Source organism: Pontibacter sp. HJ8 (assembly GCF_054824225.1).
The window spans coordinates 1-4,843 of record NZ_JSYF01000104.1; the positions used below are offsets into that span (position 1 = coordinate 1).

Genomic DNA, 4,843 nt, shown 5'->3' on the forward strand with positions numbered 1-4,843 from the left:
GCCTGCATGTGGTTTACCTCGATCAGCGGGATGTTAAGCCCCAGCGCAAACGACTTGGCAAAGGAGCAGCCAACCAGCAGTGCACCTAATAGTCCCGGGCCACGGGTAAAAGCTACAGCACTTAACTCATTTTTAGTTACATTTGCTGTACGCAAGGCCTGCGACACAACCGGAATAATATTTTGTTGGTGGGCGCGCGAGGCCAGTTCAGGTACGACACCGCCATATTGTTCGTGTACGGCCTGAGTGGCAATTATATTAGAGAGCACTTTGCCACCGCTGATTACGGCTGCAGAGGTCTCATCGCACGAAGATTCGATCGCTAAAATCGTAGGTTCAGTCATCTTTTGGAAAAAGAACAGTCAATAAATTACTTCAAAGTTATAGGAAAAGCTATTCTAAAAATAGCTTTGGCCTTAATCATACTCCTTTTGGTAGTTTTTGGCGTGGTTTTCGTGGCTATACGCTACCCGGGCGTGCAAACCAGGGTGGCCCGGGAGGCCGCAGCGTATATCTCCCAAACCATCGACCATGAGGTGACCATCGGCCGGGTCGACATTGAGTTCTTCAGCAAGGTGGTACTGGATCAGGTCCGGGTGTCCGACTACCGGGGCAAGGAAATGTTCTATGTAGGACAAGCTAAGGCAGACATCAGCCTCTTTTCAATTTTCAACCCCAACAGCCTCACGATCGCTACGCTGGAGCTGCAGGACCCACGGGCCAAACTGGTAAAGTACGAAGGCACCGACTCGCTCAACCTGACGTCCTTTATCGCATCTATGGGTAAGCTGATCAAAAAAGACACCACCAAAACGTCCCAGCCTTTCAATTTTTCTATCGATGAGCTGATTCTCCGGAACGGCACCTTTACCTTCGACGATTTCAACAAACCCCGGTCGGAGTACGGGATGGATTACTTCCACCTGGACATCCGCAAGATTTCAGGCCGCTTCACGGAGTTTGAGCCCGGCGATACACTGAAGGTTCGCGTGACGGATCTGACGGCGTATGAAAAAGTTTCTGATACCCGCCTGCACCACCTCGATGTACGCATGGCCTATGCCCCTACTTTCTGGGAATGGGATGAACTGGACCTGCAAGTAAACAAAAGCAATCTGCAGGAATATGTGCGCTTCGACTACAGCCGCTTTGGCAACTTCACTTCTTTTATAGATAGTGTCACGGTCACAGCCAACCTGAAGGATACGGAGCTTTTCTCTAAAGACATTGCCACTTTTGCGCCCCAGTTGCGGGAATACGACGAGAACGCCTACATCGCATCCGCGGAGGTAGAAGGACGTGTGGCTGAGTTCAGAGCCCGCAACGTGGACATCCGGTATGGCCGGAACACGCACGTGGTCGGCACCCTCGATGTGGACGGCCTGCCCAACTGGGGCGAGACCTTTGCCAACATACGCCTGCGCCCTTCCACGCTCAGCGCCGAAGACCTGAAACAATTCCTGCCCAAGGATGCCTATACCATCGCCGCCCGCCTCGGGACGGTGAAAGTAGATGGCAGGTTCCTCGGGTTTTACAACGACTTTGTGGCGAATGCCAGTTTTGGCACCGCGCTGGGCCAACTGGAGTCGGATATCAACATGAAGATCGACAAGAATACCCGGGCTTCTTCTTACCGCGGCCGTCTCAAAACAGAAAACTTTAACCTGGGCCGGCTGGTAGGCAACACAGATCTTGTCAAGACCATTACCATGAACGGCAATGTGGTGGGTTCCGGCTTTACGCTGGAGGATGCCCGCCTGGAGATAAAAGCAGACATTGCCCAGCTGCACCTGCTGGACTACAACTACCGGAACATCAAAACAGACGGTACCCTCAGCCGGCAGAAATATGTGGGCAAAGTCTCCATTGCAGATCCGAATCTTGTATTCGCGGCTGACGGCGAGGTAAGTCTGGACCGGAGCAAACAGGCCTTCAATATGCGGGCGGACCTGCAGAAGATCGACCTGCAGGCACTTCGGCTGACCGATAAGTCAGTTGTTATTCAGGCGAATGCAGATCTCAACTTCCGTGGCTTGCGCCTAGACGATTTTGAAGGTACCGCCCGGTTTGACAGCGCAACCGTTGTCTACGAAGGGCAAAAGGTGGCACTGGATACCATCCAGATCGAGTCCGTAATCGGGGAAGGCCACCGCAGCCTCCGCCTCCGCTCCGACGCGATAGCCCTGCTCGTCAACGGTAATTTTGACTATTCGGTGCTACTGGCTGACCTCAAACAGCTGGTACAGGAGTATAAACTCAATTTTGAGAGCAACGATGACGTAACGCGGGCCTATTATAACCGCAAACGGATGTCTGCCCGGGCAGAGTACAGCCTCAACTACGACCTATACCTGCGGCGCGTCAACCCGCTGCTGCAGCTGGTGGTGCCGAAGCTTACCATATCCGATTTCTCTAAACTGGAAGGGACCTTCCGGCATGGCAATACCGTAATTCTAACCTCGTACGCGGCCATCGACACCATCCTGTATGACAACCTGGCCCTTTACCAGAATGACATCGAACTCACTACCTCCAAGATACAGAACAGCCCGGAAGTACTGGCCAGTGCTTTATTTACCTCTGATAAACAGAATCTGCCCTCGGTAGGGGAAACGGAGCGCTTGCTCCTGGAGGGTATCTGGAGCGAGCGGACTATTGGCTTTTATACCAGTCTGCTGCAGCCTTCTCAGAACAACCAGGCGACTGTAGCTGGCAACATTAATTTTCTGCAGGACCGGCTACAGATAGTATTCGACCGATCCAACATTACCCTCCGCGAAACACCCTGGGCCTTTTCTCCCGGCAGTATGGTCTATCTCAGCGAAGGCGGCAAGCGCTTTGACTTTGAAGAATTCATCCTCTCCAACCAGAACCAGATCATCCGGATTGATGGAGCCATCGGGCAGGACCCGGCCAGCACCGTAAAGGCCAGTGTCCAGAATTTCGACCTCCGCAACCTCAACTCGCTTATGAAGCAAACCATCCGGGGAACGCTGAATGCGGAATTGTCTGCCCAAGACATTTACAACAATGCCCTGCTCAATGCGACCATGCGTGTGGACTCTTTTTACATGGATGATGTCCTGATAGGAGACATCAACGGGAAAGGGGAATGGCTGAATGCGCAGCAGCAGATGGCAGTGGATGTAGACATCAACAGGAACAATAAAAAAGTACTTACCCTGAGTGGAAATTACTACCCGCGGGCAGAAGAAGAGCAACTGGATATGCTGGCCGTGATGGATGAGACGCATATTAAGATAGTAGAGCCGCTGCTGAAGCCGATCATGTCGCAAATGGAGGGTACCATGGAAGGGCGTATCCGGGTACTGGGCCGCCTGACCGCCCCTATCCTAACGGGTTCTGTGATGGTGACGGGCGGGCAGTTCAGGTTCGATTACCTGGGTACCACTTACCGCTTCACTGACAGGGTATACTTTGGGGCCAACAGCATCAGCTTCCGCAATGCCCAGTTACGGGACCTGTATGGCAACAGCGGGTATGTCACCGGAGGTATAGCGCACGATGGCTTTCAGAATATGGTGCTGGACATGAGCGCCCGCTTCCGGAACCTGATGGTGCTCAATACCACGTATGAGCAGAACGAATTGTACTACGGCACGGCCTTCGGCACAGGTACCGCCACGATCCTTGGCCCGGTCAACAACCTCAAGATAGAGGTAGATGCCCGGAGCGACGCTAATACCCGCCTCGTGATACCGCTCGACAACCAGACCGACCTGGCCCGCAAAGACTTTATCCGGTTTGTGAACCGCAACACCTCCGACAGCACAGGTATAGCCGTAGCCGTAGAAGAACAGCACGTGGACCTATCGGGCATCAACATGAACTTCAACCTGGACGTAACCGATGACGCCTATTTTGAGATCATCATTGACAGGCAGACGGGTGACGTGATCCGGGGATCCGGTAGCGGGGAGATCAAAATGACCATCGATACCCGGGGAGAGTTTAACATGTTCGGCAACTTTGAAATAGCCAAAGGGGCCTATAATCTCAACCTGCTGGAGGGGGTAGTTTCGCGCGAGTTCCAGGTGACACCAGGCGGAACACTCTCCTGGAACGGCGACCCTCTGGATGGCGTGATGGATATACGGGCCACCTATACCCAGAACACTTCCATTGATGACCTGGTACCAAAATCTGCTGATGCGGGCATGGACAACAATTTGGGCACAGGATTGGGACGAGTCCCGGTCACTGCCGTGATCGATCTGAAGGGACCTATTCTGACGCCCGAAATCAAACTTGACCTGAACTTTGACGGCCTGACCTCCCGGGCAGAGCTGATCTTGGAGCCTTTCCTGAACTCCATCCGCAACGATGAGAATGAGATCAACCGGCAGGTGTTCAGCCTACTGGTGCTTCGCCGGCTGACCCAGATCGGTACCTTCGGCGTGGACAATGCCGGCGCAACCGCCGTGGGTGGTAGCCTGGGAAGCTTGCTCACCGGCCAGTTGAGCGGCTTGCTGAACTCCATCGACAGCAACCTCGAAATTGATATCGGCCTGGATGGCATCAGCCAGGAAGCCCTCTCAACGCTTCAGCTGAGGCTCAGTTACTCTTTCTTCCAGGGGCGCCTGCGTGTCAGCAGCGAGACAGGTATAGGCGGAGGCACTACCACGACGACGGGTAGCAACCGGAACTCCTCTTACCAGGGCAACTGGTCCATCGAGTACTATATTTCTAAAAGCGGCGAATTGCGCGGGCGACTGGAGTATAACACCGTTCCGGATACGTATGGAGGCACCCGGGTCACCAATACGCAACGTGTGAGCTTACTGCACACCAAGCGTTTCGATAGCTTCAGTGAGCTATTCGG

The 4,843-nt window shown here is 53.6% G+C and carries 1 protein-coding gene and 1 pseudogene; one reads left to right on the top strand and one right to left on the bottom strand.

The window, feature by feature from the left end:
* Positions 1-344, bottom strand: a pseudogene (locus tag OB13_RS06005) (tRNA (adenosine(37)-N6)-threonylcarbamoyltransferase complex transferase subunit TsaD); the annotation flags it as partial.
* A gap of 66 nt (positions 345-410) precedes the next feature.
* Here OB13_RS06005 and OB13_RS06010 point away from each other — a divergent pair.
* Positions 411-4,843: translocation/assembly module TamB domain-containing protein (locus OB13_RS06010; RefSeq protein ID WP_461489246.1), on the top strand; the 4,433-nt coding region annotated here is incomplete at its 3' end.